4 protein-coding genes are annotated in these 4,607 nt (G+C 73.7%); all 4 read left to right on the top strand.

The genetic code is table 11. The features are described from left to right. Positions 1-124 precede the first annotated feature (124 nt). Entirely contained in the window at positions 125-940 is an 816-nt protein-coding gene (locus HTZ82_RS12670; protein ID WP_175409451.1) for a polysaccharide deacetylase family protein, read from the top strand. Between the two features lie 138 nt (positions 941-1,078). Then, on the top strand, positions 1,079-3,028 hold the full coding sequence (locus HTZ82_RS12675; RefSeq protein WP_309235438.1) for a hypothetical protein: 1,950 nt from the start codon (positions 1,079-1,081) through the stop codon (positions 3,026-3,028). A gap of 12 nt (positions 3,029-3,040) precedes the next feature. After that, positions 3,041-3,481: a hypothetical protein gene (locus tag HTZ82_RS12680; protein ID WP_175409452.1), complete on the top strand. Its 441-nt coding sequence runs from the start codon at positions 3,041-3,043 to the stop codon at positions 3,479-3,481. A 62-nt stretch (positions 3,482-3,543) separates the two neighbouring features. After that, the coding region (locus HTZ82_RS12685) for a glycoside hydrolase family 26 protein (protein WP_375540812.1) at positions 3,544-4,607 on the top strand (1,064 nt) is incomplete at its 3' end.

Consider the following 4,607-nt stretch of genomic DNA (forward strand, 5'->3'; position numbering starts at 1 on the left):
CCCACACCCACCCGTGGCCCCGCGAACTGTCCCGCCTGGAACGGCGCGGGATGCTGTACGGCCCCCTCGGATACGCCAAGGCCCGCCGCCGCGCACGCGGCACCCGACCGCCCTGGGAGGCGCGATGAGGCCCGCCACGAGCGACCGCCCGCCCGTACCCGTCCTCCTCTACCACGCCGTCATGGACGACCCGCCCGACTGGATCGCCGAGTTCACCGTCACGCCCCGCGCGTTCCGCGCGCACCTCGACGCCATCGTGGACAGCGGCCGCACCGCCGTGCCGCTCTCGGCGCTCGCCGAGCATCTCGCGGGGCGCGGGAACCTTCCCGAACGGCCCGTCGTTCTCACCTTCGACGACGGCTTCGCGGACCTGCCCGGCCCCACCGCCGAAGCCCTCGCCGCCCGTTCCCTGCCCGCCACCGCCTACCTCACCACCGGCGCCATCACCCCCGGCCGCACCAGCCTGCTGCCGCCCGCGCCCATGATGACGCTCGCCCAGGCCGCCACGCTCGGGCAGTACGGCATCGAGGTCGGCGCCCACACCGTGACCCACCCGCAGCTCGACACCCTGCACCCCCGGGTCGTCCGCCGCGAGCTGCGCGAGTCCAAGCTCGTGCTGGAAGGCGTGCTCGGCCATGCCGTGACGCACCTCGCCTACCCGCACGGCTACAACAGCCGCGCGGTGCGCCGCGCCGCGCACGACGTCGGGTACACCTCCGCTGTCGCCGTACGGCACGCGCTCAGCTCGGCCACGGACGAGTCGTACCGCATCGCCCGGCTCATCGTGCGCCGCACGCACACCGTCGCCGACATCGCGGACTGGATGGCCGGGCGGGGCGCCAGGACCGCCCCGTACGCGGACTCGCCCGCGACCGTCGGCTGGCGGCTCTACCGCAGGGCCCGCGCCACCGTGCGCGGGCGGCCCGAGTTCGCGGGGTGAACGCGTCTTCCCGAAGCCGCGCGAACGATCAACACCCTTGTGTATCAAGGGGGGAGGAGAGTCAGGCAAAAGCGGAGGATGTTCGTGTCTCCTTCGCCGGAGGGGATTCGTGGGGGGAGTCGCACCGTGCAGCAAGGCGTGCCCGCACCAGCCACCGAGGGCACCGAGGGCAGCGCCCCGCCGCCCGCCGAGCCGGAGAAGGGAGAGAAGGGAGAAGCGGCAGGACGCCCCCTCGGCGCGGCCGCCGCCGCGTCCACGGCGTCCGCGGCGTCCGCGTCCGTGCGGCTCCCGCTGCTCCATCCGCAGGCCGTGCTGAGCTGGCTGCCCCTGCCGGCCGCCGCCGCCCTGTGGACGTACGCCCTGCCCCGTATCGGCTTCCGCGACATCGGGGACTACGGGCTCCTCGACCGGTTCCCCGTCGCGTACTACGCCGCGCTCGCCGTCCTCACCGCCGGGTTCGTCGTCGCGCTGCGCCGCGCCGGGACGGCGCCCTGGTGGCCGGCCACCTACAGCGTGGCCATGCTCGTCGCGCTCAAGGCGCCGCCGGCCGTGCTGTACGACTCGGTGCGCTATGCCTGGGCCGCCAAGCACGACGAGGTGATCACACGGCTGCTCGCCGAAGGCACCGTCCACCCGTACACCGAGCTGTCCGGCGGCATGGGCGCCTACGACCAGTGGCCCGGCTTCTTCGCGCTCAACGCCGCGCTCGTCCGGGCCTTCGGCGTCGACGGCGCCGCCGCCTACATCAACTGGGCGGCCGTCGCGCTCGGCGTGCTCATGCTGCCCGTCCTCGTCCTGATCTACCGGACGTTCACCGACGACTGGCGGCTCGTGTGGACCGGCGTCTGGATCTTCCAGCTCGCCAACTGGGTCGGCCAGGACTACCTGTCCCCGCAGGGCTTCTCGTATCTGCTGTACCTGACGGTGTTCGCGGTCGTCGTACGGCACTTCGTACGGCCCGGGACCGCCGGGCCGCTGCGCGACCGCGCCCGCCTCGACCCGGCCGCCGCCCCCGCCCCGCCGTCGAGCGACCGGCGGCAGCGGGCGTTCGCCGTGCTGCTGCTGGTCCCGCTGATCGCCACGATCAACGCGTCCCACCAGCTCACACCCGTCATGCTGTGCGCCACGCTCGCCGCCCTCTGCCTCACCCGCCGCTACCGCAACCTCGGGCTGCTCGCCGTCGCCGGGCTGATCATGCTCGCCTGGGACCTCACCATGGGCCGGCCGCTGTTCCTGGAGACCCTGAGCAGCCTGCGCGAGTCGGCCGGCGACCTGCTCGGCAACTCCCGCGCCGGATACGCCGGCGAGCCCACCGGGCCCGGTCCCGAGCTGGTCGGCGCGGCCAACATCCTGATGGTGCTGGTCCTGGCCGCGCTGGCGGGGACGGCCGTCCTGGCCCGCCGCAGGCTCGTCCGCACCGCCCTGCCCCTGCTGCTCGCGTCGGCCGCGCCGCTGCCGATGTTCGCCGTCAACGACTACGGCGGCGAGATGCTGTTCCGCGTCTACCTGTTCGGGCTCCCCGGCACGGCGTTCTTCGCGGCCGCCGCGCTCGTCCCGGCCGCCGGGGCCACCGGGAAGGCATGGCGGGCGGCCAGGAGAACCAGCGCGGTCGCCCTGCCCGTCGCGCTCGTCGCGCTGCTCGCCGGGTTCCTGCCCTCGTACTACGGCAAGGAGGGCATGCACTACGCGCCCCCCGGCGAACTCGCCCTGGTGCGGCGGGCGTACGACCGGGCGCCGGAAGGGGCGCTCATCATGGCGACGACCGGCTCGTTCCCCGGCGCGTACACCCGCTACGCCCACTACGAGCGCTGGTTCTTCACCGAGCAGGAGGTGCCGGAGAACCTGCGCATGCTCAGGGACCCGGCCCGCTATCTGGCGGACGGCATCCCGGAGGGCCGCCCCGCGTACGTGATCCTCACCGCCACGCAGAAGAAGGCCGTCATCGGCGAGGGCTATCTGCCGCCCGGCGGCTTCACCACCCTCCGGGACGCCCTCGCGCGCTCGCCGCTCTTCCGGGTCGTGGAGGAGAACGCGCACGGGGTCGTCCTGGTCCACGTCCGTCCACGCTTCCTGACACACGAACGGTGACTGGAGGTCGCCATGCAGCTCTCCCGTACGCAGGGCTCCCCTGCGCAGGGCTCCCGCGCGCAGGGCTCCCGTGCGCACATCAGAGTGGCGCTGGCGGCCTCCGGATGGGTCGCGCTCGCCGCGACCGCGCTGCCCGGCGGCTGGCCGCTTCGCTGGGTGCCCGTCCTCGTGTTCGTGGCGCTCGGGCCGGGCCTGGCCCTGCTGGTGCCGCGCCCGGGCGGCGGTTCCGCGCGGCTGGAGACGGTCGCCCTGGCCGCGCCGCTGAGCCTCGCGCTGGCCGTGCTCACGGCGACGTCGCTGTTCCTGCTGGAGGCGTTCTCGGTGGCCCTGTTCCTGGGCGCCCTCGCCGCGTTCACCACGGCGGCGGCCGCGCTGCCCGGCGGGGTCCCGCGCCCGGCGGCGCGGGCCCACGGCACGGCGCCCCCTGAAGTGCCCGCCGGGGAGAGCCGATGAGCTTACGCGGCCGGATACCCCGCCACCGACGGATCGACAAGGCCCCGCACCACTACGCCGTCCTGGCCCTGGCCCTCGCCGGCGCGCTGCTCATCGGGCTCGGCGTCTGGATCGCCCGCTCCGACGGCGGCGCCGGCACACCCGGCCACGGACTCCCCGCCGACGCCGCCTCCGGCAGCCTCCCCACCGGCCCGTGCGCCCCCGACCGGCTGCTGCGCCCGCCCTGCGGCGCCTGGTGGGGCGCCTACGTCCCGTACGCCGAGAACGGCTCCCTCAAGGACGCCGTCCTCGCCTTCGAGAAGAAGATCGGCCGCCGCCTCGACCTCGTGTACAACTACCACGACATGTCCCGCACGCCCCTGGACGGCGAACTCCTCACGCCCGACGAGCAGGAGCTGGGCCGCGACCGGCTGCTGATGCTCGCCTGGGAGTCCACCGTCTGGACCGAGCCGCACCACGAGAACTGGACCGAGACCCAGCTCGGCTGGAAGAACATCGCCTCCGGCACGTACGACCGCGACATCATCGACCCGCAGGCCCGCCGTATCAAGGCGTACGGGAAGCGGATCTTCCTCTCCTTCGACCAGGAGACCGACTTCCGCATCAAGGAAGGCGCCGGAACGCCCGAGGAGTTCGTCGCCGCCTGGCGGCACATCCACGACCGGTTCCGCGAACTGGGCGTCGACAACGTGGTGTGGGTGTGGACGGTGTCCGGCTACCTCGGGCACGCCGAGCAGATGAAGCGGCTGTACCCGGGGGACGCGTACGTCGACTGGATCGCCATGGACCAGTACAACTACTTCCTCTGCCACAACAGCACCAACTGGCTGGACTTCGAGCGCAGTCAGCGCCCGTCCGCCGACTGGCTGCGCGCCAACGTCTCCCGCGACAAGCCGCTCATGCTGGCCGAGTTCGCCACCGCGCCCGATCCGCAGCGGCCGGAGCGCAGCCGCGACTGGTACGCCGAGATCCCGCGCGTCGCCCCGACGCTGCCGGAGGTTCGGGCGCTGGTCCACTGGAACCGCCCGGTGCCGGGCGATCACTGCGACCTGACCGTCAACGAGGGCCCGGCGCTGGAGGGTTACCGCGAGGCGGGCAAGGCGCCCTATTTCCGCCAGCCGGTCCC

Origin of the sequence: Streptomyces sp. TRM64462 (genome assembly GCF_013362995.1) — a bacterium.
Lineage (GTDB): Bacteria > Actinomycetota > Actinomycetes > Streptomycetales > Streptomycetaceae > Streptomyces.